The organism is Bacillus sp. 01N45, assembly GCF_056399205.1.
Genome location: NZ_JBFTQW010000006.1, coordinates 140011 through 165765, shown reverse-complemented (window position 1 = coordinate 165765; position 25755 = coordinate 140011). Strand labels below are relative to the sequence as shown.

Sequence of the window (25755 nt, the reverse complement as noted above, 5' to 3'; positions counted from 1 at the left end):
TTTTAATAAAAGGAGGACTTTATTCGTAAACGTAGAAACCACGGCCTGTTTTACGTCCTAACCATCCTGCATTCACATACTTGCGTAATAATGGACATGGGCGATATTTACTATCTCCTAATCCTTCATGCAACACTTCCATAATGTATAAACATGTATCTAAACCGATAAAATCAGCTAATGTAAGTGGTCCCATCGGATGATTCATACCTAGTTTCATTACTTCATCAATCGCTTCTTTCGTCGCTACACCTTCATATAACGTATAGATCGCTTCGTTAATCATCGGTAATAAAATACGGTTCGATACAAATCCTGGGAAATCATTTACTTCGACTGGCACTTTCCCGATTTTTTTCGTAATATCTTCAATTGTTTCATACACCTCATCATCTGTAGCTAAACCACGAATAATTTCAACAAGTTTCATAACTGGAACTGGATTCATAAAATGCATGCCAATTACTTTTTCTGGGCGTTTCGTTACTGCTGCAATTTCAGTAATTGGTAGAGAGGACGTATTCGTCGCTAAAATTGCGTGTTCTGGAGCGATTTCATCTAGATTCGCGAAAATTTTCTTTTTAATGTCCATTTTCTCAACAGCCGCTTCAATAACAAGATCCGCTTCCTTCACACAATCTAAATCAAGCGTTACTGTAAGGCGATTTAACGTCGCTTCCTTTTCTTCTTCCTTCATGCGCCCTTTTTCTACTTGACGCGCTAAGTTTTTCGTAATAATAGCCAATCCTCTGTCTAATTGCTCTTGTTTTAAATCTTGTACCTTCACATCATATCCTGCCATTGCACATACTTGTGCGATTCCCGAACCCATTTGTCCTGCACCAATTACAACTATTTTTTGTACACCCATTCTTTCTTCCCCCTTAATATAAATTGTTAATAAATCAAAAATCACCTACACGTAAATTAACAAACTTCAATCATAATTGCGTCACCTTGACCGCCACCGCTACAAATAGAAGCAATTCCAATTCCGCCGCCGCGCTGCTTCAGTGCGTGGATAAGTGTAACGATAATACGCGCTCCACTTGCTCCAATTGGATGTCCCATTGCCACTGCGCCGCCATTTACATTCAATTTATCTGGGTCAATTCCTGCAATCTCTGTACTTGCAATTGCTACCGCTGCAAATGCTTCATTAATCTCGAATAAATCGATATCTTCAATTGTCTTGCCTGTTTTTTTCAACAATTCGTTAATTGCATAACCTGGCGTTCTTGGGAAATCTTTAGACTCCACTGCAATTGCTGTATGTGCCAAAATTGTCGCTAATGGCTTTCTTCCTTCTTGCTTTGCTCTGTCTTCGCTCATTAATACGAGCGCAGCACCGCCATCATTTAGTCCAGGAGCATTACCCGCTGTCACTGCCGACGTCTTATCAAATACAGGTTTTAATTTCGCTAATTTTTCAATCGTTGTATCCGCGCGTGGCGCCTCATCTTTTTCAACGACAATAGGATCGCCTTTTCTTTGTGGAATCGTTACTGGCACGATTTCCTCTTCAAAACGTCCTTCTTTATGCGCTGAAACCGCACGCTGATGGCTACGATATGCCCATTCATCTTGCGCTTCGCGAGAGATTCCATCTTCCTTCGCAACTTCTCCGCCATAAACACCCATGTGTATACCTGAAAATGCGCATGTCAAGCCGTCAGCAACGTTTAAATCGATGATTTCGTTGTTCCCCATTCTGTATCCCCATCTTGCACCTCGTAAAATGTAAGGACTGTTACTCATCGACTCCATACCGCCAGCTACAATTAGTGATTGATCGCCAGTACGAATAATTTGATCCGCTAACGTAACCGCACGAAGCCCTGATGCACAAACTTTATTCACTGTTTCCGTCTGTACTTCCCAAGGGATTCCAGCAGCCCTCGCAGCTTGGCGCGATGGAATTTGCCCCTGTCCCCCTTGAATAACTGTTCCAAATATAACTTCCTCAACATCACTAGCAGAAACATTTGCTCTCTCAAGCGCTGCTTTAATTGCAATTCCCCCAAGTTCTGTCGCCTTCACGTCTTTTAAAGATCCTCCAAATTTCCCAACCGGTGTTCTTGCAGCACTTAAAATAACTGTTTTACTCATATCTATTTCCCCCATCTCTTTTTTTAGCACCGAGCGCTCGCTCGGTGTTCTTACGTTGAGAAGAGGTGCAATGATTGCACCTCTCTCTAAAGTTGTATTCATGCTTGCAGATTACATCGCTTCTTTCTTCTGTCCGATAACAGAGCGTTCTAAAATCTCTGTTACATCAAGAGTTTGAACCTTCTCTTCTACTTCTTTCGCTTTCGTCCCATCGCTAATCATCGTTAAGCAATATGGACAACCTGTACCGATAATGGATGGTTGCACAGCTAGTGCTTGTTCTGTACGAGCAACGTTAATACGTGAACCTGCTGTCTCTTCCATCCACATTAAGCCACCACCTGCGCCACAGCACATTCCGGTTTCACGGTTACGTGCCATTTCTACAAGATTCACACCAGGAATTGCTTTCAAAATATCGCGTGGCGCTTCGTATACTTCGTTGTATCTTCCTAAGTAACAGGAATCATGGTACGTAACTGTTTCCTCAATAGCGTGAACAGGTTTTAAGCGTCCTTCTTTCACCCACTGAGCTAACAATTCTGTATGATGATAGACTTCTGCTTGCAAGCCAAAGTCTGGATACTCATTTTTAAATGTGTTATAAGCGTGAGGATCAATCGTAACGATTTTCTTCACTCCTGCTTTTTCAAATTCCTCGATATTCTTTGTCGCCATCTCTTGGAAGACAAATTCATTTCCAAGACGTCGCGGTGTATCTCCAGAATTCTTTTCTTTATTACCAAGTATCGCGAATGAAATGCCTGCTTCGTTCATTAACTTCGCAAACGATATCGCAATCTTCTGACTACGATTATCATATGATCCCATTGAACCAACCCAGAATAAATATTCGAACTCCTCGCCAGCTTTCGATTTTTCTTTTACAGTTGGAACCGTTACTTCATCATCACCTTGGCGCCAAGTTTCACGCTCTTTACGGTTCAGTCCCCACGGATTCCCTTGACGCTCGATATTTGTCATCGCACGCTGCGCTTCCGCGTCCATCTTTCCTTCTGTTAGAACGAGATAGCGGCGTAAATCAATGATTTTGTCAACATGCTCATTCATAACCGGACACTGATCTTCACAGTTACGGCACGTTGTACAAGCCCAAATCTCTTCCTCTGTAATAACATCTCCGATTAAACTCGGATCGTAAGCAAGCGTTGTAGCTGCTGATTCTTGTTGCCCTTTCCCAGCTGCCATCATCGCTAACTGATTTCCTTGTGTATTATTAAAAGCAACTACTGGAACCCACGGTGCTTTTGATGTCACTGCTGCTCCTTTATCAGTTAAATGATCGCGAAGTTTTAAAATTAAATCCATCGGCGATAACATTTTCCCTGTCCCTGTTGCCGGGCACATATTTGTACAGCGACCACACTCTACGCAAGCGTATAAATCAATAAGCTGATTTTGTCTAAAGTCTTCGATTTTACCAACACCAAATGTTTCTTGCGTTTCATCTTCAAAGTCAATCTTTTCAAGTTTCCCTGGATTTGAAAGACGTCCGAAGAAAACGTTAACTGGTCCCGCAATTAAATGCGCGTGTTTTGATTGTGGAACATACACTAAAAATGTTAACAAAATTAGTAGATGCACCCACCAAGAGAAATAGAACACAGAAATGGCTGCGGTTTCATTTATTCCCGAGAAAACGTAAGCGATTGCAGAAGCGATCGGTTCACTCCATGAAAGCTCCTCGCCGTGCCATATAATTCCCATCCCATTACCAAGTAGCACAGAAATCATTAAGCCACCAATAAAGATAAGAACAAGGCCTGATTTGAAATTACGTTTTAAACGAACTAGCTTCTCAACATAACGTCTATGAAAAGCCCAAAAGACTGCAATTAAAATAACAAGTGTGACAATTTCCTGGAAGAATGTAAATGCAGGGTATAGTGGTCCAAGTGGAAGATGTGATCCTGGTGCGAGTCCTTTCCAAACGAAGTCAATTGCTCCAAATTGGACAAGAATAAATCCGTAAAAGAACATAACGTGAATAATGCCGCTCTTCTTATCTTTCAGCAGCTTTTTCTGACCGAAAACATTGACCTTAAGGAGATCCCAACGCTCTTTAAAACGACGGTCAAATTCAATCTTTTTTCCTAACTGTATGTAGGCCATCCTCGTCCGTATAAGATACACAAACAAATATCCCGCATAAGCAATAACAGCAATGGCAGCCAGCCAATTAATGATCAGTAAGCTATTCATTTTTATGCTACCCCTCTCTTTGTAAGCCCTCTTTCTTTTTTAGAATCTTCAAAAACATATAATTTTCTGAATTTTATTCCCTGTCTTCATTATATAATGAGTGAGCATTCAGTCAACAGTTTTTTGTTATACAACAACATATTTTTTAATAAAGCTGTTTATTTCGGTGAAACTATAAAGTGAAACTTTAATCCGTAGGGGGTTGTTTCCTCTCGCCTGATTCCTTTAAGTAAGCCTAATTTTTAAGTAGGAGGCTTACCGCCCCTTAATATGGGATAAGGTGAAGCCAATCGGGATTCTCCGGGCAGCCAGTAAAATGAAGGCGAAAAGAATGCAAAGGAGGGAATTCACTTATGTTCTTCTTATCTCTCTTGTTAATATGCGTTACTCTTTGGATCACAATTGACCTTTTATATGGGAGGATTCTTCATTTAAAGCGTGTGCGCTCTCGTACTTTCCCTTTACGTCAAAGTAATTTTCACCTTTATACATACGGGCAAGATTTATATGATGCTTTATTTACTGATATACAACAAGCAAAGCACCATGTGCACGTTTTATTCTTCATTGTAAAAAACGATAAAATCAGTCGTGAATTTTTAAAGTTACTTATCGATAAGGCACAGGAAGGAATTGAAGTAAGACTTTTACTCGATCGATTGGGAAGCCATTATTTATCAAACGAGGCAATTCGTTCCCTACAAAAACACGGCGTCTCTTTTTCATTTTGTCATAAAGTGAAATTTCCTTTTCCGTTCTTTTCTGCAAATCAAAGAAACCATAGAAAAATTACAGTTATTGACGGGAAAATTGGTTATATTGGTGGGTTTAATATTGGAGAAGAATATTTAGGGCATAATCAAAAATTAGGATTATGGCGCGATTATCATTTACGCCTTACAGGAGAAGGAATACAAGATTTACAAAAGCAATTTTTACATGATTGGCTCGACGATACGAACCAAAATTTATTAGATTCACCTCTTTATTTTCCTAAGCAACAACCAGGAATCATTCTACATCGTTTTATCCCTACTGATGGTGCCTATTTGCAAAATACATTTTTACATTTAATCGAAAGTGCGGAAAAAGAACTCTTTATCGGTACACCATATTTCATTCCTGGGAAGAAAATTATGAATGCATTATTAAAAGCGCGAAAACGTGGGGTCCAAATCACGGTTCTCGTTCCAGAAAAAGCGGATCACGCCCTTGTTCGCGAAGCAAAATTCCCATATTGCCGAAAGTTAATACAAGCTGGGTGTAATATTTACGCATTTCAACAAGGGTTTTTTCACGCTAAAGTTATTATAGTCGATGATTATATTTGTGATATTGGAACTGCAAACTTTGATATGAGAAGTTTATATATTAACCATGAAATCAACTGCCTTTTATATGATAAACATTTTATACAAACAGTAAAAAACAAATTCCATGAAGATCTAGAAAATGCGTCATTACTTTCCTTTAAAGATGTTAGCCCGCATTCTCTTATTGATAGGGGAAAAGAATGGGTAGGAACGATACTTGCTTTCTTTCTATAGGAAAGATAATGGATAAAGGAGATGTATTCATTATGATTATGCGTTTCGGATATGTCTCACATGCAATGGCACTCTGGGACTGTTCTCCGGCTAAAACGATGACATTTACAAGCTTTCAAAAGCTTAGTAAACAAGAACGAGAAGATAAATTATACGATGTTACACGGCAAAATCTTGAGCATACAATACGTATTCTTCATTACAATATAGCGCATGAAATTCCATTATATCGCTTATCTTCTTCCATCGTCCCACTTGCAGCGCATCCCGAAGTCGAGTTTGATTATATCGGTGCATTTACACCGCTTTGGCGTAAAATTGGGGCATTAATTAAAGAACACAATTTACGAGTAAGTTTTCATCCAAATCAATTTACGCTATTTACAAGCGACAAGCCACATATTACAACTAACGCTATTACAGATATGGCCTATCATTATAAAGTATTAGATGCAATAGGAATTGCAGATTCTTCTTATATTAACATCCATGTAGGTGGTGCCTATGGAAATAAAGAACAAGCAGTTGGACGTTTCCATGAAAACATAAAAAAACTTCCTGCACATATAAAAGAGCAAATGACGCTTGAAAATGATGATAAAACATATACAACTGCTGAAACTTTATCGATTTGCCAAAAAGAAAAGATTCCATTCGTATTTGATTATCATCATCACATGGCAAACCTTTGCGAGGAACCGCTAGAAGTGTTACTCCCTGCAATTTTTGAAACTTGGTCACATACAAATGTCCCTCCTAAAGTTCACATTTCCTCCCCTAAATCAAAAAAAGAATTTAGGGCTCACTCTGAATATATTGATTTAGAGTTTATTAAGCCTTTCTTACACATTGCAAAAAAAATCAACCATAATTTCGATATTATGATTGAAAGTAAACAGAAAGATTTAGCAATGCTGCAATTAATACATGAATTATCCTCTATAAGAGGGATAAAAAGAGTAAATAGCTCAACATTACAATGGTAAATTGTAATGTTGAGCTATTTTTTTCAAAAAAAGTAATTTTTATAGTAAAAAACAACCTATTGTATATGCTATGATTGGAATTAGCATTTTCCACCTGCGATTCAACTTTATTGAAACGGAGCCATAATATGATTAATCAAAAAAAATATGTACACTTTGTCACGATGTATATAATTATATTTTCCCTTTGGATATTTCTTATCCCTAAGGACTTGAATATAAAAGAAATTGGAATTCTCTTCTTATTTTGTTTTGCTGCACTCTTTTCTTGCTATTGCTTATATAAAGCTATTAAGAAAATGAAGCGTAGTGATAAATTATTTTGGGTTTTATTACTCTGCACTTGCATATGCGGACTAACTATGGAAATAACTTTATTCCTTCATTCACTTTCTATATATGATCAAGTCATATTCTCATATAAGGCATTGCCCTTTTTCATCATACAATATATTTTGCTCTTTTCTGGGTTTGCTATCAAATTCATAAAACATTACTCTATTAGAGGCCTTGCTCAATTTTCATTCGATAGCATCTTTATTGTTATTATGAATATTTATTTTACCTTAACTTTTATTTTGGACCTCTCCAGCTTTCGTATGTTAACAACAGATCACTGGGTTTTAATTGGATACTTTATTGCACAAGCATTAGTAATTTACGCCGTTATTAGCCTATATAGACGAGAACAATATTCTGCTAGCAGAATTTCATTAATTATCGGTTTTACTATCATACTTGTGTACGGGTATATACATCTGTTCCAACTAAACATGGGGATGAAAACTTCTTCTGAAGTCTCTTATTTAGTACATACTGCTTCAATTTTATTAATTGGTTTATCTTCCATACTATACATTTTGGACAAACCAATGCAGCATGAAACGAAAACAAAGTATTATCGATTTGATTATGTGCGCTTTATATTACCCTATTTCAGTATAATCATTACTTTTTCCTTTATTCTTATTCAACCTTGGGATGATAAGTTCATGCTAATCGGTCTAGTATTATCACTCATCTTATTATTCCTACGACAACTTTACATGTGGAAAGATAATCAAGCACTAATCGATACATATGAACAGTTGACTACACAACTAGAAGGCAAAGTAGAAGAGGGTGCATCTGCGTTATCAAAGAGTGAACAACGCTATAAATCATTATTCGAAGATCATCCTGATGCCGTTTTCTCTTTAAATATGGATGGTATTTTCCAACAATCTAATACAGCTTGTGAAAGCTTATTTACTGCCTACTATTGTGAAGTAGAAAGCTATTCTCTTCTACACTTTATTGACTCAAAAGACCATGATCTACTAAAGAAAGCTTTACAAATAACAAAAGAAGGTAGACCACAAACTTTAGAAGTTCGCACAAAAGAAAAAGAAGGCTATTACTATTACCTTCACGTTACACTCATCCCTACTTTCATAAACAAAGAAGTTGTTGGGATGTTCGGCATAGCACGTGATATTACAACTTTATATGAAAAACAAAAACAAGTAGAACATTTAGCCTTTCATGATGCACTGACTGGATTACCAAATCGCCGAAAGTTTGAAAAAGATTTAAAGAACATTTTAAATATAGCTCAAACTAGCGCAAATGATGTTGCCGTCATGTTCCTTGATTTAGATCGATTCAAAAAAATTAACGATAGACTTGGTCACGACGTCGGAGATCTATTATTAATTGAAGTAGCAAAAAGGTTACGCAGTTGCTTGCGTTCAAAGGATATCGTTGCTCGCCAAGGCGGAGATGAGTTTACAATTCTATTACCAGATATGTACTCAGAAAAAAGTGCTGCTTTTATAGCTGAACAAATTTTAACCATTTTAAACAAACCATTCTTCATTAAAGACGAAGAACTATCTATTACACCGAGTATCGGTATTGCCATGTATCCTGATTACGGAACCGATGTTACTGAATTAATGAAAAATGCCGATATGGCTATGTATCGCGCGAAAGCAAATGGGAAAAACAGATTTGTTTTCTTCTCAAAAGAAATGAGTATCGCCCAAAATGAAATTCAATTCTTAGAAGGCGAACTTGCAAAAGCATTACAACAAAATGAATTTTTCCTTGAATATCAGCCACAAGTAAGCACGAAAACAAAACAAATTATCGGTTTTGAAGCATTAATTCGTTGGAGGCACCCAAAACTCGGCATCGTGTCTCCTGCCCAATTCATTCCTCTAGCGGAGGAAACCGGATTTATTATTGAACTTGGAAATTGGATTTTACGTACGGCTTGCTTAGAGGCAAAAAGATGGCATAATCAAGGGTTTTCTCACTTAAAAGTTGGTGTGAATTTATCTGTTGTTCAATTTAACCATGCAGATTTAATCCCTACTATTTCAAAAGTGTTAGAAGAAACCGAACTAAAATCAGAAGCACTAGATATCGAAATCACAGAAAGTATCGCAATTAATCAAAATCAATCTGTCATTTCCAAACTAGAACAGCTTCAAAATCTCGGTATTCAAATTTCAATCGATGACTTTGGAACTGGTTATAGTTCTTTAGCTTATTTAACAAAATACCCAATCAACACATTAAAAATTGCTCGAGAGTTTATTTGCGGAATTACAAATAGTCCTTTAGAGGAAGCGATTATCTCTTCCATCATTACACTATCTAAAGAACTAAATTTAGAAGTTATTGCAGAAGGTGTAGAGACGGAAGAACAATGGAAGTTTTTATATGAACAAAACTGTGACCACATTCAAGGATTCCTTATTAGCAAGCCTGTTTCTAGTAAAGACGTTTGGATGTTACTACACAAAAAAACAACCGTCTAAGTAAGACGGTTGTTTTTTAATGTTCAAACGGTATATCACGAGCTAATTGTACTTGATCTTGCTGATTTATTAGCACTTGCTCTTGACTTACTCCAAAGGCAATACCAGACAACATTGCAACGGCTACTAAACTACAAACAAGAAATTTCTTCATATTTATCACCCTATGTTTTTTCTTGTAAATATATCACAAAAATATACTTGTAAAATATGCAAATATGCATATCGGGACCAACCTTAATTTAAATATTTCTTTTTCTTTAATACAGCCGCTTTATATGAATGCAAATCTAATAAATCAAAGAATAAAGAAGCTTTTTCATAAACTTCTTTAATTTCATTTGATGCATAATCTAATTTCTCCAGACACTCACCCTTTTGGTAATATAAATGCCCAATTAACTCCATACTTCCTATATGACAGGAAGTCTCAATTGCTTCATTCAATTGATATAGTGCATCTTCAAAATGATTACTCAAACATAAAGCTTTTGCATAGTTATATCGAACTTTAACTATAAATACTTGGTTATTGTTAAATGATTCTAACTGTTTTAAAATTTCTCGGAATAGTGTCATTGCTTTGTCCAATTGATCGTTTTCTGCATAAATGATTGCAATAGAATTTTCAATATATAAATCTTGAAATACATCTACCCCTCCATATGATTGATGTACAATTTTTTTTAACTCTAAAATACAATATTCAAAATCGAGTTTCTTCAAAACATATGCAGATAAGTAATAGTACCAAAGAAGAAACTGATTAAATTCTGGATGGGATTTTTCTTTCTTAAGTTCATTTGAAACAATTTTATAAATTTCATCATATTTTTTTTTCTTGCTCAATACTTGAATTCGATCTTTAAACTGCTTTTTCCTCTCAATATCAGAATAAATGAGTACCTCATAAAAATGAGTAATGGGAACTTGTAATTTTGCTGCAATACCTTGCAATATATCCATACTTGGGTATACTGCGCCCGCTTCAATTCTGCTCACTTCCGATTGATGGCATATGTTATCAGACAACTGTTTTTGTGTTAATCCTCTCATCACCCTAATTTTCTTTATTTCATTTCCTAATTTTTCTGCGTTCATACTTACTCACCATCCCATTATAACAATCTAATTTTTTGAGTTGTCATACCACTACAATAATGTGAATTCGACAATTTTTGATATGAAATAATGCATAATATATATAAAATTCGGCAAATTTTTCATACAATCCATCTCACATAATATAATAGACTAGTAATTTTATAGATAAATTATAGAAAATTTGCCCGTGCTTTCGTTACATTCGGTCTTCTTTATCCTTTATCAGCAGAAGCTATTCACACCCAAGAACTAGATAGAAATGAAGTAAAAGTTGAAATCGCTCAGCCTAGTTTAACGATTTAAAAATTAACACAACCTCAAAATGATATAAAAATATATGGCGAAAAAGTATTTAAAGGGTGAGATAAACGAGGCTAAAGCTCAACAAGAGTGAGTGACAACTGAAATGAATGTAGATTCCCAACCTACAAATAAAGAAACAAAAGAAAATCAAACCGAAGTTCACCTTGCACAAACTTACAAAAATTACAAAGTATATTGCCAAGATTTTATTGTAAAAGTAGATAAAAATGGAGTAATTACAACTGTTAGTGGTAAAATTGTCCAAAATTTAGACCAACAACCTAATCTTACTATAACAAATTTTTTGTCGAAAAATGAAGTAAAATCTAAATTACGCGATATACTTCAAATTCTGAGCGATGCGACTGCGACGAAACTCTCTATTGAAATACTTGTTTATAAGAAAAAAAGAAGTTTACCACTCATAGGTAAACTTCTTTTCATATCCATCCCTTTTCTTCCGCAATTGTAATTGCCTCAATTCTATTTTTCGCATCAAGCTTCGTTAATACTTCAGAAATATAATTACGTACTGTACCAGGCGAAAGATAGAGCGCCTTCGCAATTTCATTTGCCGTCTTTCCTTCTTTCGCAAGTAGCAATACTTCTTTTTCACGATCTGATAACGGATTTTGCTCCTGCCATAAGCCGAACATTAAATCTTGAGAAATCTCTCGCTTTCCTTTCATTACATTACGAATCGCTGCAGCTAAATCTTCACTTGGGCTATCTTTTAATAAATATCCGTGCACGCCAGCTTTCATTGCTCGTTCAAAATATCCAGGGCGTGCAAATGTTGTTAAAATCATTACTTTGCATGCTGATTTTTCTTTCTGTAACGTTTCCGCAACATCTAATCCGCTTTGAATTGGCATTTCAATATCCATAATGCTTACATCAGGTTGTAGCGATTCAATTAGTTTTAGCGCTTCTTCCCCGTTCGCAGCTTGCCCAATTACTTCAATATCATCTTCTAGATCAAGTAGGGCCCCCAATGCACCACGAAGCATCCGCTGATCTTCTGCAATAATAATTCGAATCATGCCCTCACCTCATCTTTTCCTGTTCTAATGACAACTGGTACTTTTACTATTAATAGTGTCCCTGGATTGATCGTACCCAGTTCAACAAACCCGTCAATAAGAGCGATGCGCTCTTTCATACCACGAATGCCATTTCCATCATGGTTTTGATCTGCTAAACCAACTCCATTATCTTCTACTGTCAAAATTAATTCACCTTGTGATTCTAGTACAGAAACTGTGCAACGCGTCGCCTTACTATGCTTTACAACATTCGTCACAGCCTCACGTAAACACATTCCTAAAATATTTTGTTCAATTGGTGATAACGAACTTGCACTCGTTTCTTGTTTTATTTCTAATTCAATAGTAGCAGCTTGTAAGATTGCTTTTATTTGCTCAAGCTCTTCTTCTACTGTAATCATACGCATATCAGAAATTAGTTCCCTTAGCTGCTTTAAAGCGGTACGAGATGTTTGTGTAATTTCCTTTGCTTCCGCGCTTGCACGCTCCGGATTTTTTACAATTAACTTCTCCACGAGCTGGCTTTTTAAAGTAATGAGTGATAACGTGTGCCCTAACGTATCATGAAGATCTCTTGCAATCCGCTGCCGYTCTTCACGTTTTACTAARTCTTTAATTTGYTCGTTYGCYTCCTCTAAYTGATTYCTTAACATCTTTTTYTGATTAAAATTWCGCATTCCGAATGGTGTAAGGAGCATTAAAATAAACATTGGAACGATATTTACTAAACTTGTAGTTGTTAGTTGATTCATATTTACAAATAAAAATGCCCCAAGCATTATAACTAACAAACACAATAGCACTCGAAATACTTTCTTATTTGGTGCAAATCCCATCGCACTTGCGGTGAAAAAGCCAAAGAATATCATGAAAGGATTGTAAAATAAAGCAAATAAAAAGATAAGTACCATTTGAATACATGCCCAAAAAACGAACGTCCTCTGCACAAAATAAAGCTGACGGTATGTGATAATAAAAACTATCAACATACCGCTTCCAATTACAAGCTTCCACCCTGACGCCTGCACTAAATGGTAAATTGGAAATAACAGATACACGAACCACATATACGGGAAGAAACCCATATGTTTCGGAAAAATCTCAATCCTCTTCTTCTCTATCATTTATACCGCTTCCTGTCTTTTTCTTATATATATTGATATTACAACAAATATAAGGAAATAACCTCCTAGTACCGCGATATTTTCCCAACCAACTGATTTTCCAGCTACAATATCCCATGCACCGCTTCCGAAGTGATATGTTGGTGTCCATTCACCAATCGTTCTTAATATTTTTGGGAATACTTCAATTGGCATCCATAGGCCACCAATTACAGCTAGACTCATATTTAAAATATTCGCTAAACCCGCTGCTGCATCTGCCTTTTTAATAGAACCTATTACTGTTCCTAACGCTAAAAATGGTGTTACACCTAACAACAACCATAATCCAGCGCCAATCCATTGCCCTACTGTTAACTCGACATGATTAATTAATATTCCTGCGATAAAGATAACTAAGATTGAAAAAGCATTCACTACAGTTTGAGCGATGATTTTGGCTGTTATATATGCCCCCTCTGGAAGTGGTGTAATTTTTAACAAATGTGTCCACCCTTGCCCCTTTTCCTGAGAAATCCTTACACCGAAACTAAAAAGTGCCGTCCCTACAATACTAAACGTCGCCATTGAGATTAAATAATGCGCTTTCCAAGCATCTCCGTTTTGTGGCACTTGAATAACATTTGTGAAAATGTAGTAAAACATAACTGGCATTAGTAATGAGAAAAAGATAAACAATTTATTACGAAACGTACGTAAAATTTCTATTTTGCATTGCATCCATAAAGCTCTCATGCGATTCCCTCCTCCTGATTTGCGATAAACTGTTCAAATGCTTCATCAAGACTTCCACGTTCAACTGAAACATCTGCTACAGGTAAGTTCTTTTGATAAATCGCTTTTAAAGTTGCATCTGTATCTCCAGTTGTTAAAGTGAAGTGCCCTTCGTTTGACTGTACTTCGGTTACGTTTGGTAATTCTTTTAGTAATTTTGCAGGAATACTTTCCTTCGAATAAAACTTGATTGTTTTTCGCGAAATCGTCGCCTTCATCTCATCTGGTGTACCATCTGCGATAATCTTTCCATTCGCAAATAATAAAATGCGATTCGCCAATGCATCCGCTTCTTCTAAATAGTGCGTTGTTAAAATAATTGTTTTCCCTTCACTTGCTAACTTTCGAATTGTTTCCCAAAACGTTCTTCGAGACGTAATATCCATTCCAACTGTCGGCTCATCTAAAAATAACAAATCCGGATTTCCTGCAAGTGCGAGTGCAAAGTTTAATCTTCTTTTTTGCCCACCTGATAATTTCTCACATCTTTGCTTTCGCTCCGATTCTAAATTTGATAACTGTAGCAACGTTTCTTTCGCTACCGGATTCGTATAATAACTACGGAATAACTCAATTGCCTCTTCTACTGTAATGCTATCAATGACACTTACTTCTTGTAACATCGCACCGAGGCTATTACGAACATCTCTATGCTTGGGACTCTTTCCAAATATAGAAACAGTTCCTTCCGTCGGATCCTTTAATCCAAGCATCATCGACATCGTCGTCGTTTTCCCTGCACCATTCGGTCCAAGTAGTGCTACAATTTCTCCTTTATTCACATAAAATGAGACGTTATTTACTGCCTTTTTATATTTAAATGTTTTAGAAACACCATTTACTTCTATAATCTTTTCCATCTCTCCACCCCCGCTGTTTCTTATATTTACATTGTACGTGTTGGAAAACTTAGGAAACAGTATGATGCGTCATGACATCGATATGACAATTGTCATGTATTCCTTATGAGAGGAATCAGCCCACATACCGCAAGCGAGTAGCAGGACGAAAATAAACATGATACAATCGGATAAGATATACATTCGAGGAAGGACAGTGGTTTTCATGATTATTCGTAATGAACAAGATTTAGAAGGCTTACGAAAAATCGGCCGCATCGTTGCACTTGCACGTGAAGAAATGAAAAAAGAAGCGAAGCCAGGTATGACAACGAAAGAGCTTGATTTGATCGGTAAAAAAGTATTAGATGAGCATGGTGCTATTTCTGCACCTGAAAAAGAATATGATTTCCCAGGTGTAACTTGCATCAGTGTAAACGAAGAAGTTGCTCACGGTATTCCAGGAGATCGCGTATTAAAAGAAGGCGACTTAGTAAATGTCGACGTATCTGCTGCACTTGATGGCTATTATGCAGATACAGGTATTTCATTTGTACTTGGAGAAGATGAAGCAAAAGAAAAGCTTTGCCAAGCAGCGGTTGATGCATTTTGGGCAGCGATGAAAAAGGTGAAAGCTGGTTCCAAACAAAACCAAATTGGTCGTGCTGTTTCAAACTTTGCACATAAAAATGGATATAATGTAATTCAAAACTTAACTGGTCACGGTATTGGTCTTAGCTTACACGAAGCACCAAACCACATTTTAAGCTACTTTGACCCAATGGATAATGCGCTTCTAAAAGACGGTCTTGTTATCGCTGTAGAACCATTCATTTCTATGAAAGCTGATCACATTATCGAACGTGGCGATGATGGTTGGACATTCGTTACACCTGATAAAAGCCTTGTTGCACAATGTGAACATACAGTTGTCGTAACACGCGGCGAGCCGATAATCTTAACAGAAATCTAATACCAAAAACGGCTGTTTTGTAGATTTATTCCACATAAAACAGCCGTTTTTATTTTTGGGAAAATATGTGAACTATTGTTGAACTCTTTATCATTTAAGTATATAATCTTTAGCGGAGGTTACTTAAGCTTATCTTTACTAAAAAGATATTGTAACTAAGGAGGAAAACACCTTCTTTCTTATTGTTTAAACAGTCTCAAAAATGACCGTAGTAACGTGTTAGTCGAATATTCTGTAATCCTTATATTTCTCTAACAATGTAAGAAACTATCATCTTTCAACTTCGGTCCACTAATCGCACAACTCTCTTTAGACAAAATAAATGACTAATTTCAAAGTACATATTGTCTTCATTCTGACCAAAACCAACCCTATCTAGATTTTTATTTCCACATAACTTTAAGGCAAAAATAAGCCTTCACAAAGGGATACACTACCTTGGTTAGTATGTATCGTAAAACTTACCTTTATAACCATTCTTTTTTACTAGATATACATGAAAACTATCTCACATATAAAGGTCTGATATCATTCTTTATATCAGTATTTTTTTCGACATTTTTTGTCGAATTGTGTATATTTCCACAGAACTGTGTAAATATACATTTTGTTTTACGTTAAATACTATTACTTTGAACATAATCCTGTTTGTCTGAGAACGCGTATAGAAACGGAGGGATAACCAAAAATAAATAGCTTATAACAAATACTTTTAATATTCCATTTGTTCATGTGGAATAAGTCCCCAATGGACAAATGAATGTTCAGAGGAGGAAAAATGAAAAAACTTTTCAATGTATGTTTAATTGTATTCGTACTATTTTCGCAACTTGCTAGTTTTCCATACAATCAAGTAAGAGCGGAAACCTTAACAGGAGATTCCTTATTTGACACTGTTGAAATGAAAGATGCAACGAATCATATTATTGACGAAGCAAAAAATCCTAACAACTTAGTAAAGATAGGATCAACCATTCAAGTAGAATACGCTTGGTCAATAAAGGATCAACAAGTTGCACACGCAAATGATACAGCAGTGGTTCAAATACCACTTGCATTAAAAGTACCTAAAGATTTGCAAGGGGATTTAGTAACAGATCAAAAAAATATTGGTCAATATTTTATAACAGCTAAAGATAATAAATTAAAATTAATATTTAATGATCAAGTAGAAAATTTGAAAGACGCTAAAGGAAAAATTAAAGTTGATACCGTGTTTAACTCAACTTTAAAAACTGGGGAAAAATCAGTTCAAATCGCTTTTCCTTTAGGAACAATGGTTCAGCCTATATCAGTTCCTGTTCAGGTAGAAGACTCTAAAGAAGCTGGCACCAAACAGGATACTAATAAACCAGTGCAAGATCCAGTAGCTAAACCTGTTACTGACAATCCGGAGCAAGATCCAGCAACTAAACCTGTTACTGACAATCCGGAGCAAGATCCAGCAACTAAACCTGTTACTGATAATCCGGAACAAAACCCAGCAACTAAACCTGTTACTGACAATCCGGAGCAAGATCCAGCAACTAAACCTGTTACTGATAATCCGGAACAAAACCCAGCAACTAAACCTGTTACCGATAATCCGGAACAAAACCCAGCAGCTAAAATTGCTACTGACAATCCAGAACGAAAGCTAGCAAGCGACCCTGCTGAGAATACAAATTCAGGTCCAAAGCAAATAACAACAAACATTTTAACCGGTGTAAAGCTGACGGATAAAGACGGAAAACCATTTACAGAGGATAACCGTCCAAGTACAGATTCCCCTGCCAATATTGAGTTTACATGGGAACTTTTAAAATCAATGAATGTGAAAAGTGGAGATTACTATATTTTTGATCTTCCTAAACATTTTAAGATTTACAATACAATTAACAGTCCTTTATATGATAGTGAAAACAATCAAATTGGTAATTTTACTGTTACAAAAGATGGAAAAGTCACGATGACATTCAACGATTATGTTGAAGAGCATCCAGATGTTGCTGGTAACCTACAATTAAAGACAGAATTTAATAAAGCTGAAATTAAAGGTACAACAACACAAGAAATTCCTTTCCCGATTAAAGATAAGGATGTTTCTATTACAGTTGACTTTAAGCCTAATGTACAAACAGCTACGAATAAAAAAGGGTTACCTGATAGACCAATTAATACAAATGAAATTAATTGGACAGTAGAGATGAACAAAACGAAAGACACTCTTAAAAACGCTGTTTTTAAAGATAACATTCCACCAGGCACAAGCTTAAATAAAGATTCTATTAAAGTTTATTATTTAGAAGTTGATGTTAATGGGAACGTAACACGTGGTAAAGAGGCTGATTCAGCAGATTACAAAGTTAGTTCATCAGAGGGCTCAAAATTGGAGATTGCTTTTAAAGATTCTATCAATAAAGCATATCAAATTGAATATGCAACAAAAATTACTGATGAAAACGTAAAAAGCTTCCAAAATAACGTTACGATAACGAGTGATAATCAAAAGCAACAAAATGCAAGCTCTACTGTAACGGTTTCTCGTGGTACACATTTAAACAAAACAAGTAAGTATGATCCAAAGACGCAAACGATTGAATGGACAATTACTTACAACGGTGATCAAAAAAATATCAAAAAAACAGATGCACTTTTAAAAGATATTTTTGACGATACACATGAACTAGATGCAAATTCTATCGTTGTGAAGAACGCTTCATACGATGATAAAGGAAGACTTGTAACAGGCGACACTGTTAATAATTACACTGTAAGTAACAAGAAGAATGGATTCGATTTACAGTTTAATGAGGATATTAATAGTGCTTATGTAATTACCTATAAAACAAAGCCAACTGATAGTATCATAAAAGATGGAAAAGTAAAAAATACAGTTACAGCTGATAATGACTCAAGTAAAGAAAATGAGGTTGGCTTCCAGCAGCAAAATATTATTAAATCTAATAATAAAGCTGAAACAAACTATAAAGACAAAACAACAACCTGGACAATTGCGGTAAATAATAACAACTATCCATTAAACAATGCCATCATTACGGATACCTTTGATCATGGTGGATTACAATTAAAAGATAATAAACTAGAAATTAAAGACGGAGATTATACCCTTCAAGCTAAGACTGACTATGTTTTAGATGTAACAGATAAAGGTTTCAAAATTACCCTTATAGGTACATATCAGTCTAATATGACAAAGACATTAGTCGTAAAATATACGACAGACTTTGACTATACAAAATTAGAAAGTGGTAAAACTTCATTTAAAAATACAGGTAACCTATCTTGGATAGATGCAGGGTCCAATCCACAATCAAATAAAGTTGAAGCAGACTTTGATCCTGATGCTTTCACAAAGGCGAATGGATATAAATACGGTTCTTATAACGCCCAAACGAAAGAAATCACTTGGATAATAGGTTTTAATTATAATAATGTTGAGATTAAAGATCCATATGTTATAGACGTAATACAAGATAAACAAAAGTTAGTACCAGGATCCATTGAAGTACGCGATATGATTTTAAATGGAAGCCCGGATAATGCAAGACCTGGTGATGCCGTATCACCTAAAGAGTATGAACTTGAAGAACCTACAGATAAAAATAAAAACACCCTAAAGGTTCATTTCAAGCAATCAATTAATTCACCTTACTATATTATCTTTAAAACAAGCCTCGATGGTGAACTTATCCAAGGCACCTACAAAAACGAGGCAGAGTTAAAAGATGGCTCTAAAATTGTAAACACCCTTAAAGGTGACACTCAAGTAAATAAAGGTGGCAGCTTTGTTACTAAAAAGGCTGTGCAAGACGACAACTATATTAATTGGAGTATTGCAATTAACGAAAGTCAATCAACCATTGCAGACGCAGTTGTAACAGACGATCCAACAGACAATCAGGTACTTGTGGCAGATTCATTCCACTTATATCCTACAACTGTTGATCCATATGGAAATTTAACAAAAGATACAGCAAATGAATTAAAACAAGGAACAGACTATAAGTTAACGATCACAACAGACAATAATACTGGAAAGCAACATTTTGAAATTGCTTTCTTGAAGAAAATTGATCGAGCTTATATTTTAGAATATCGCTCACTTATTAATGCAGACGATAAAGAAAAAGTGAGTAATAAAGCAAAAATCGCTGGCAATCAGTTAACAGTTAAGAATACAGAAACTGTTGAAACGATTGAAGTGAGAATGTCTTCCGGTTCAGGCGGAGGATCTGCTACTAAAGGGCGCGGAAACCTTGAAATTATAAAGGTAGATAACGACAATAAGAAAGTACCATTGTCCGGGGCAGAATTTACTTTATACGATCGTACAGGAAAAACCGTTATCCGCGAAATAACAACAGACAAAGATGGTATCGCTAAGTTTAATAACTTAAAGCGCGATAAATATTTATTAAAAGAAACAAAAGCTCCTGAAGGCTATGTAATTAGCTGGGATTTAAAACAAGGGAAAATTGTTGAACTTGGTACACAAGAGACTACAACATATAAACTTGCAAATAAGAAGTTTGTCGGGAAAGTAGTTTTAACAAAATCTAATGACCTGAACAAAAACGCAACACTACAAGGCGCCGTTTTCACACTACTAGATAAAGACAAAAAAATAATTCCAGAACATGAAAAATTAACAACAAATAATAACGGACAAATTATTATAGATAAACTAAAACCAGGAACTTACTACTTACAAGAAACGAAGGCTCCTGAGCATTATCAATTAGATAGCAAACTTATTCCGTTTACTATCTCTGAAGATCAAACAACAGTAGTAAACCAAACTGCGACAAATAGTTTAACTAAAGGATCTGCTCTTTTAACAAAAGTGGATAATTATAATAAAACTTTAGCAGGGGCAGAGTTTACTGTTCAGGATCGCAACGGAAAAAATATTCCTGGATATGAGAAATTAACAACAAATGAACATGGACAAATAGAAGCAAAAGATTTACGTCCGGGTAAATACCAGTTTGTCGAAACAAAAGCTCCTGAGCATTATGAATTAGACAAAACGCCTATTCTATTTGAAATAGAAAAAAGCCAAACTACAGCCGCTTCTATTACAGCAAAAAACTCTTTAATTAAAGGTGGCGTTACGTTAACAAAAGTGGATGATATTGATGACACTACCCTTGAAGGTGCCGTATTCAAAATTGTTAACGACAAAAATGAAGATGTCCGTACAAACTTAAAAACAGAAAAAGATGGAACTTTGACCGTTAAAGATTTAGATCCTGGTGATTATCAATTTATTGAAACAACACCACCTAAATACTATGACTTAAATAAAGAACCAATTCCGTTTACAATCGAGAAAAGTCAAACAAGCATTATCTCAATTACTGCAAAAAACAGTTTAACAACAGGTGCTGTTGAGCTATTAAAAGTCGACGAATTTGATAAAAAGACTCCTCTTGCTGGAGCTATGTTCAAAATCGTGAATGATAAGAACGAAGACGTTCGTACAGAATTAACTACCGATACAAACGGAACTGTTAAAGCTTCTGACTTACGTCCAGGCAAATACAAATTTATTGAAACGAAAGCTCCTGAACATTATGAACTGCGATCAACACCAATTGAATTTACAATTGAGAAAGGTCAAAAAACACCGATTGTTATTACAGCTGAAAATGGTCTACTACCAGGCGATGTTGAACTAACAAAACTCGATGATACTGATGGCACTGTACTTACAGGCGCCGTATTCAAAATTGTTAATAACAAAAATGAAGATGTCCGTACAGAATTAGTTACGAATCAGGAAGGTAAAATTATTGCTACTGGTTTACGTCCAGGTAACTATAAATTTATCGAAATGAAAGCTCCTGAGCATTATACCTTAAATAAAACACCGATTGAATTTACAATTAAGGAGAGCCAAGCGACTGCTATTAACGTTACAGCTACTAATAGCTTAATAAAAGGCGGTATTGAATTAACAAAAGTTGATTCTGTAAATGCTAAGGAAACCCTTGAAGGTGCAGTATTTAAAATTGTTAATGACAAAGGTGAGGATGTTCGTACGGAACTTACTACTGATAAAGACGGTAAATTAGTAGTACAAGACTTACGTCCGGGTAATTATAAGCTAATCGAGACGAAGGCTCCTACTTATTACGATGTAAATGAAGAACCAATCGAATTTACGATTGAAAAGAGCCAACAAAAGCTCATCCCTATTACTTTCAAAAATAGTTTAACGAGAGGAAAGGTCAAATTAATTAAAGAAGATGACGTGGAGAGCGCGAAAGCTCTTGCCGGCGCTGTATTCACATTACAAGACGCAACTGGCAAAGAAATTATGAAAGATTTAACAACAGATGATTACGGAGTATTAGTTATTCCTGATTTAGCACCAGGGGATTATCAATTTATCGAAACAAAAGCCCCTGAACATTATAAATTAGACAAAACACCTATTAAGTTCACAATTAAAAAAGGTAGTAAGAAAGATCTTCCTCTCCCTGTTACTGTAAAAAATAGTTTACTTACAGGTGGCGTCACTTTAACAAAAGTTGATGATGTTGATGGCACTACTCTTGAAGGTGCAGAATTTATAATTGTTGACGCTCATGATACTAAAAAAGTAATTCGAAAAGGTTTAACGACTGATAAAAACGGAAAAATTTCTGTTTCTGATTTACGTCCTGGAGACTATCAATTTGTTGAAGTAAAAGCTCCAAAAGACTATACCTTAAGCAAAGACCCTATTCCGTTCACTATCGAAAAAAGTCAAAAAGAGAATATTACTGTTACCGCTACTAATAGTTTAAAGAAAGGTGCAGTAACATTAACAAAAATCGATGACATCGATCGTACGATGCTTGAAGGTGCAATCTTTAAAATTGTTGATATGAACGGTAAGGAAGTTCATACGAATCTTGTTACAGATAAAAACGGAAAAATTTCTGTTTCTGATTTACGCCCTGGAGACTATCAGTTCATTGAAACAAAAGCTCCTGAGCACTATGTATTAGATGAAACAACAATTCCATTTACAATTGAAAGAAGTCAAACGAAAGAGATCAATGTTACAGGCAAAAATGCTTTGAAAAACGGTAGCGTTGAACTAACAAAGATTGACGATATTGATATAAATACAAAACTTGCTAACGCCGTATTTAATTTATTAGATGCAGACGGAGAGCTAGTTGAAGAAGGCTTAAAAACAAATGATGAAGGTAAAATTGTTGTTGAAAACCTACGTCCTGGTACGTATCAATTCGTTGAAACAATTGCTCCTGAACATTACGATTTAGATAAAAAACCTATCGTATTTACAATTAAAAAGAGCCAAACTGAAACTCTTCATGTCACTGCTACAAATGCTTTAATAAAGGGTGCAGTTAAACTTTCTAAAGTAGATGATGTTGATGGCACTGTTCTTAAAGATGCAGTATTTAAAATTGTTAATATGAACGGTGATGTAGTTCATAAAGACCTTGTTACAAATGAACAAGGAATAATCGAAATTAACGACCTACGTCCTGGTGATTACCAATTTATCGAAACGAAAGCTCCTAAGCATTACGTTTTAGATGAAACACCAATCAAATTCACTATTGAAAAAGGACAGAAGAAAGCTATTTCTTTAACTGCTACAAATAGCTTAAAACAAGGTAGTATCGAATTACTTAAAGTTGATGATTTAAACACTCAAACAAAACTTGCCGATGCGGTATTTAATTTACTAGATCAAGATGGCAAAGTACTTAAAACAGATTTAAAAACAAACAGTGAAGGTAAAATCGTTATCGAAAACTTACGTCCTGGTACGTATCAATTCGTTGAAATAACGGCTCCTGAACACTATGATTTAGACAAAAAACCAATTATATTTACAATTGAAAAAAGCCAAAAAGATATTGCTACCGTTACTATGAAAAATAGTTTAACAAAAGGCGGCGTGGAACTTTCTAAAGTGGACGACGTCGATGGCACTACTCTTGAAGGCGCAGTATTTAAAATTGTGGATATGAATGGTACTGTAATTCACAAAAATCTTGTTACGAATCAACAAGGTAAAATTAGCGTTTCTGACCTACGTCCTGGTGATTATCAATTCATCGAGACAACGGCTCCGAAACACTACGATTTAAACAAAGAGCCAATTCCATTCACAATTACAAAGAGCCAAGCTGATCCTATCTCCGTTACAGCTACAAATAGCTTAACGAAAGGCGCTGTGGAACTTTCTAAAGTGGATGATGTAGATGGTACTGCTCTTAAAGATGCGGTATTTAAAATTACTGATCTGAATGGTAACGACATTCGTACTGAGCTTACAACAGATGTACATGGAAAAATTTCTGTTTCTGATTTACGTCCTGGGGACTATCAGTTTGTTGAAACGAAAGCTCCTGAACACTATAAATTAGATAGTACACCTATTAAGTTTACAATTAAGAAAAGCCAAAAAGAAAAGCTCCAAGTTACTGCTACAAATAGCTTAACTAAGGGCGCTGTTGAATTAACTAAAGTCGACGACGTCGACGGTACTTCTCTTGAAGGAGCTATCTTTAAAATTGTTGATCATAACGGACTTGATGTTCGCACTGATTTAACTACTGATAAAGACGGCAAAATTTCTGTTTCTGATTTACGTCCAGGAGACTATCAGTTCGTTGAAACGAAGGCTCCTAAGCATTACGACTTAAATCAAAATCCTATCAAGTTTACTGTTGAAAAGAGTCAAACAGCTAAAGCTTCTGTTACTGCTACTAACAGCTTAACTAAAGGTTCAGTCGAATTAATTAAGCTTGACGACGTTGACAACTCTACTCTTGAAGGAGCTATCTTTAAAATTGTTGATCATAACGGACTTGATGTTCGCACTGATTTAACTACTGATAAAGATGGCAAAATTTCTGTTTCTGATTTACGTCCGGGAGACTATCAGTTCGTTGAAACGAAGGCTCCTATTGGATACGATTTAAGTGCTAAGCCAATTCCTTTCACAATTACGAAAGGACAATCTCAAGTTACTTCTGTTACAGCTTTAAATAGTTTAACAACAGGTTCAATGGAGTTAACTAAAATTGATATTGATCACCATGGAACACTTGAAGGTGCCATTTTCAATATTTTAGATCACGACGGAAAAGTAGTACGAGAAGGTTTACAAACAGACGGGCATGGTAAATTAATCGTAAATGATTTGAAACCTGGTAATTATCAATTAGTGGAAACAAAGGCTCCTAAAGGCTATCAATTAGATGCATCACCAATAAACTTTACAATTGAAAAAGCTCAAGCTGCACCACTACAAATTACAGTTTCAAATAAAAAAATCGATTCTTCATCCGGTGGAGATGATAAACCAATTACTCCTCCTAATAAAGAAGAGGAAACGGGGAAAGAAACTTCTGAAGAACTAGAAAAAGGAAATCCTGACACACATGGTAAAGGAACTTCTGAAGAACTAGAAAAAGAAAACCCTGACACACAAATAAACAAACAGCAAGATGACCGAAATAAGGGTAAAGAACTTCCAAATACAGGTCACAAAAATGATCCTACTCAAACAGTAGGCATCGTACTTCTACTAGCTGGTTTGTTAAGTATTTTAGCTACAAAACGAAAAAAATATTATTAATAGTTTTTCACACCTAATCAAGTGAACATTTGATTAGGTGTTTTTTTATGCCAAAAAAGGACGATACATAGAGTATCGTCCTTTTAACGGGGTGAGGCTGCCCAAAAGTACAGAAAACCTTTGAACAGCCTCGTATTTTCATATGGATGCCTTACATATATCACTGATAATAAGTATGAAATGCGGAAACATATTTATCATCACATGATTCAAACATGAGAAAAGAAATCCTATAGGATTCTTTTCTCTACATAATCTAAAGTTTGGGTACACTAGATTCATGCAATGTAGGAGCTTTCCA

14 protein-coding genes and 1 pseudogene are annotated in these 25755 nt (G+C 35.6%); 6 read left to right on the top strand and 9 right to left on the bottom strand.

Annotated elements, in window-relative coordinates; all coding sequences use genetic code 11:
- Positions 1–19: 19 nt before the first annotated feature.
- Genes AC1DMU_RS15990 through AC1DMU_RS15980 form a run of 3 tightly spaced genes read right to left on the bottom strand, consistent with a single transcriptional unit; the run spans position 20 to position 4332 of the window.
- Positions 20–871, bottom strand: coding sequence for a 3-hydroxybutyryl-CoA dehydrogenase (locus AC1DMU_RS15990; protein ID WP_000538863.1), 852 nt, complete (start codon positions 869–871; stop codon positions 20–22).
- Positions 872–927: 56 nt separating this feature from the next.
- Positions 928–2211, bottom strand: a complete 1284-nt coding sequence (locus AC1DMU_RS15985) for an acetyl-CoA C-acetyltransferase (protein ID WP_098230433.1) — start codon at positions 2209–2211, stop codon at positions 928–930.
- Between the two features lie 9 nt (positions 2212–2220).
- A complete protein-coding gene (locus AC1DMU_RS15980) occupies positions 2221–4332 on the bottom strand; it encodes a (Fe-S)-binding protein (protein WP_001086763.1) in 2112 nt (703 codons plus the stop codon).
- 353 nt (positions 4333–4685) lie between these two features.
- Here AC1DMU_RS15980 and cls point away from each other — a divergent pair, with 353 nt between their 5' ends.
- The 3 genes from cls (at position 4686) to AC1DMU_RS15965 (ending at position 9672) form a co-directional block, all read left to right on the top strand.
- Complete coding sequence (cls, locus tag AC1DMU_RS15975; protein WP_088064872.1) at positions 4686–5879, top strand: cardiolipin synthase; 1194 nt, start codon at positions 4686–4688, stop codon at positions 5877–5879.
- Positions 5880–5911: 32 nt separating this feature from the next.
- Positions 5912–6865, top strand: a complete 954-nt coding sequence (gene uvsE / locus AC1DMU_RS15970; protein ID WP_142291833.1) for a UV DNA damage repair endonuclease UvsE — start codon at positions 5912–5914, stop codon at positions 6863–6865.
- Between the two features lie 128 nt (positions 6866–6993).
- Positions 6994–9672, top strand: a complete 2679-nt coding sequence (locus tag AC1DMU_RS15965) for a DUF4084 domain-containing protein (RefSeq protein ID WP_088064873.1) — start codon at positions 6994–6996, stop codon at positions 9670–9672.
- A 16-nt stretch (positions 9673–9688) separates the two neighbouring features.
- Here the strand turns inward: AC1DMU_RS15965 and AC1DMU_RS15960 are convergent, their stop codons facing one another.
- Together AC1DMU_RS15960 and AC1DMU_RS15955 are read right to left on the bottom strand one after the other, a co-directional pair.
- The gene (locus AC1DMU_RS15960) at positions 9689–9826 is read right to left on the bottom strand and encodes a quorum-sensing peptide PapR (RefSeq protein WP_063222537.1); all 138 of its coding nucleotides are present in this window, start codon (positions 9824–9826) and stop codon (positions 9689–9691) included.
- Between the two features lie 83 nt (positions 9827–9909).
- Positions 9910–10773 carry a helix-turn-helix domain-containing protein gene (locus AC1DMU_RS15955; protein ID WP_063222538.1) on the bottom strand — a complete coding sequence of 288 codons (864 nt, stop codon included), beginning with the start codon at positions 10771–10773 and terminating at the stop codon, positions 9910–9912.
- Between the two features lie 168 nt (positions 10774–10941).
- Here AC1DMU_RS15955 and AC1DMU_RS15950 point away from each other — a divergent pair.
- Positions 10942–11488, top strand: a pseudogene (locus AC1DMU_RS15950) (M4 family metallopeptidase); the annotation flags it as partial.
- A gap of 31 nt (positions 11489–11519) precedes the next feature.
- On the opposite strand, the gene AC1DMU_RS15945 reads toward AC1DMU_RS15950, so the two are convergent.
- The 4 genes from AC1DMU_RS15945 to AC1DMU_RS15930 are packed head-to-tail and all read right to left on the bottom strand — an operon-like array spanning position 11520 to position 14883.
- Positions 11520–12122, bottom strand: coding sequence for a response regulator transcription factor (locus AC1DMU_RS15945; RefSeq protein ID WP_000619265.1), 603 nt, complete (start codon positions 12120–12122; stop codon positions 11520–11522).
- Positions 12119–13249 (bottom strand): sensor histidine kinase, encoded by a 1131-nt coding sequence (locus AC1DMU_RS15940; protein WP_476941531.1) that lies wholly within the window; start codon positions 13247–13249, stop codon positions 12119–12121. Before AC1DMU_RS15940 ends, AC1DMU_RS15945 begins: the two co-directional genes overlap by 4 nt.
- Entirely contained in the window at positions 13250–13984 is a 735-nt protein-coding gene (locus AC1DMU_RS15935; protein ID WP_064470371.1) for an ABC transporter permease, read from the bottom strand.
- Positions 13981–14883, bottom strand: a complete 903-nt coding sequence (locus AC1DMU_RS15930; RefSeq protein ID WP_088064875.1) for an ABC transporter ATP-binding protein — start codon at positions 14881–14883, stop codon at positions 13981–13983. Before AC1DMU_RS15930 ends, AC1DMU_RS15935 begins: the two co-directional genes overlap by 4 nt.
- A 157-nt stretch (positions 14884–15040) precedes the next feature.
- Between AC1DMU_RS15930 and map the strand changes: the two genes are divergently transcribed.
- Both map and AC1DMU_RS15920 read left to right on the top strand, forming a co-directional pair.
- A complete protein-coding gene (gene map, locus AC1DMU_RS15925; protein WP_097889515.1) occupies positions 15041–15835 on the top strand; it encodes a type I methionyl aminopeptidase in 795 nt (264 codons plus the stop codon).
- Between the two features lie 778 nt (positions 15836–16613).
- Positions 16614–25454 (top strand): SpaA isopeptide-forming pilin-related protein, encoded by an 8841-nt coding sequence (locus tag AC1DMU_RS15920; protein WP_142398696.1) that lies wholly within the window; start codon positions 16614–16616, stop codon positions 25452–25454.
- Positions 25455–25755: the final 301 nt, after the last annotated feature.

Coding starts and splice junctions, on each gene's coding strand:
- AC1DMU_RS15990 (WP_000538863.1), bottom strand. CDS start 871: ATGGGTGTACAAAAAATAGTTGTAATTGGTGCAGGACAAATGGGTTCG.
- AC1DMU_RS15985 (WP_098230433.1), bottom strand. CDS start 2,211: ATGAATACAACTTTAGAGAGAGGTGCAATCATTGCACCTCTTCTCAAC.
- AC1DMU_RS15980 (WP_001086763.1), bottom strand. CDS start 4,332: ATGAATAGCTTACTGATCATTAATTGGCTGGCTGCCATTGCTGTTATT.
- cls (WP_088064872.1), top strand. CDS start 4,686: ATGTTCTTCTTATCTCTCTTGTTAATATGCGTTACTCTTTGGATCACA.
- uvsE (WP_142291833.1), top strand. CDS start 5,912: ATGATTATGCGTTTCGGATATGTCTCACATGCAATGGCACTCTGGGAC.
- AC1DMU_RS15965 (WP_088064873.1), top strand. CDS start 6,994: ATGATTAATCAAAAAAAATATGTACACTTTGTCACGATGTATATAATT.
- AC1DMU_RS15960 (WP_063222537.1), bottom strand. CDS start 9,826: ATGAAGAAATTTCTTGTTTGTAGTTTAGTAGCCGTTGCAATGTTGTCT.
- AC1DMU_RS15955 (WP_063222538.1), bottom strand. CDS start 10,773: ATGAACGCAGAAAAATTAGGAAATGAAATAAAGAAAATTAGGGTGATG.
- AC1DMU_RS15945 (WP_000619265.1), bottom strand. CDS start 12,122: ATGATTCGAATTATTATTGCAGAAGATCAGCGGATGCTTCGTGGTGCA.
- AC1DMU_RS15935 (WP_064470371.1), bottom strand. CDS start 13,984: ATGAGAGCTTTATGGATGCAATGCAAAATAGAAATTTTACGTACGTTT.
- AC1DMU_RS15930 (WP_088064875.1), bottom strand. CDS start 14,883: ATGGAAAAGATTATAGAAGTAAATGGTGTTTCTAAAACATTTAAATAT.
- map (WP_097889515.1), top strand. CDS start 15,041: ATGATACAATCGGATAAGATATACATTCGAGGAAGGACAGTGGTTTTC.
- AC1DMU_RS15920 (WP_142398696.1), top strand. CDS start 16,614: ATGAAAAAACTTTTCAATGTATGTTTAATTGTATTCGTACTATTTTCG.